The following is a 2,203-nucleotide window of genomic DNA, read 5'->3' as shown; positions in this document are numbered from 1 at the left end:
TTATGGATTGCCAGCATAGGCTTTATCTACACTACAGGTTTTAAGCCTAAGGTTGGGCACAACTCTATGCTGACAGGGTCACTATTAGTGTACGCTACTAGTGACTGTTTTATCATACAAGGTTGGGCGGAGCTTGCGACCCCCAACAAATATGTTCAACAATAAAAACCTTTAACCACCTTAATCCATATGATTGCGATAGTCAGCTTCAAAATTGACTTTACCAAATACCGCATTCACTTTTAAATTAAAGCTTAAATTACAATTCTGACATTATAAAATCAATGATTTTTTGTTTCCTTTCTTGAATTAGTTGTCGTGTCCATGTTTCATTGTCAGCTGTCATTTTTTGAACTTCTAACTGTTGTTCTAGGTAGGTATAACTATCTCGTTTTTCTTTAAAAGGTTTGTTTCCTATTGAGCGATTATGGTTCATTGATAGAAGTATGTAGTTGCCTAGGCAGTCAAGATGTCGTGTGAGAAACTCTTCATCATATTTATCATAGCCTGTTTCTGGGTTTTCCGTTTGGGGAGCAATGTGCTCTAGTTCAGGTTGTTGAATGCTGTCAAAACGTTGGGCATGATATCCTTTCTTACCTTGGCTTTTTAGGTGGTGCTCGTATTTCCAGAGAATATATTTAGCAGTGGAATGATTGACTTTGCCTTGAATTGAGTTTAATAATTGCTCATTGTTCCAGTACGACCACCACCAATTGCTAGAGTCCACATTCTTCAAGTGTTCTATTTTTTCAATAATAGGCTCAACATTAATATTTTCTAAAGTGAAATTTTGGTAAACGCTACTTAGTCGAGAAGTAATGTCTGCTCTAGTACCAATAAGTCTATGACGTAATACTATAGATTGGAAGCTTTTGCACAGGGAGTTGATATGTTCTATAGGTAAGCCGAAATTGTAAGCCTTTATAATGAACGGCATAATAATGCCAATACGCCCAATAGTAACCAATGAATGAATTTCAATATTATTCTTTTCATCAATCGATAAAAATCTTGTTATAGCTTGAAAGCTTCTAGTAAGTGATTGAGTAAAAAGCCTTATAAACTGAAGAGGGTTCTTTTCTGACAATTCTTTATTGACTCTATCAATTGGGTTGGTTTCCCAAAGTGAATTAAAATATACACGTAAAGTATATGTTAAGACATCGTCCTCCTTAATATAACTCTCAATCAAAGAAATTGATTTATAAATTTTCTCAAACCTATTCTTAATTTCATCTAACAAGCTATCTTTATCACTGTTACCATATAAATGAATATTGAACATAAACTGTGCTTTTATGACCTCTAAGCTCGAAGGTTTTTTTCCTCTGTTATTTTGAAAGATAAACATTTGGATTGCTTCAGCTTCATCTTTTACTGTGTGAGTTGTACATGAGGCTTGCTGTATAATATTTAGTAATTCTAATAAGTGGGTTTCACCCTTATCAGAAAAATAAGAAGTAAAGAATTCAGAAGCTTTGACTATACGTTTAGCGGATTCAGTTTCAAGTAGATAACTGTTAGTTTTTTCCTGATTTATAATGCAATCTACAAAGAGCTGTTTGTCATAATCTACGGTTATAAACCTATATGTAGATGATCCCCTAATAATCATATCTTCTTTAATTATTATTTCTTCTTCAGTTAAATCTCTAAGAGATTTTATTCTTTGAAATAAAGCAGATAAAAATATAACTATAGTTGTCAGTCTTTGTTGTCCATCAATTACCCCAAATTCACTTTCTGTTTTTTCTTCAAAAAGGAAGTGTCCAAAATAGTATTTCGACTTTGTATTACTTCGTTGATAGTCTTCTAAATCAGATAAGAAAGTATTAACCTGTTTAAAAGGCTTGGATTTTTCTATTTCTGTATCCCAAGAGTATGCTCTTTGATAAGCTGGAACAAAGATATGATTACCTGCTAACATTTTCTTTACCGTAGTTGACGCTTCCATTCTTTTATAAGTCCTTATCTACTCTATATTGTAAAAATATAAGAGTCTATTAATGTTGGTTTCATTGTAAATATACTCTAGTTATTGATTTATCACCACTGTAAGCAACTATATTAAAGATATACTATAGTCACCTGACTTCAAAAATGTTATAGAATGAGTCAACTAAACGATTATTACTATAAATGACCATGACTTACTCCCTAGATTATCGCAAACAAGTCCTGAAAAGCTTAGATGAGGGTATGA

Annotated in this window: 1 protein-coding gene; it reads right to left on the bottom strand. The window is 32.6% G+C overall.

Translation table 11 applies throughout. The annotated features are described in order from the left end of the window. Nucleotides 1–259: 259 nt before the first annotated feature. The gene (locus JMY09_RS14260; protein ID WP_227677385.1) at nt 260–1,954 is read right to left on the bottom strand and encodes a DUF262 domain-containing protein; all 1,695 of its coding nucleotides are present in this window, start codon (nt 1,952–1,954) and stop codon (nt 260–262) included. Nucleotides 1,955–2,203: the final 249 nt, after the last annotated feature.

Source organism: Psychrobacter urativorans, assembly GCF_904846695.1.
Lineage (GTDB): Bacteria > Pseudomonadota > Gammaproteobacteria > Pseudomonadales > Moraxellaceae > Psychrobacter > Psychrobacter urativorans.
Note: the sequence above shows the minus strand (reverse complement) of the source record. Positions and strands in the feature narration are given on the sequence as shown.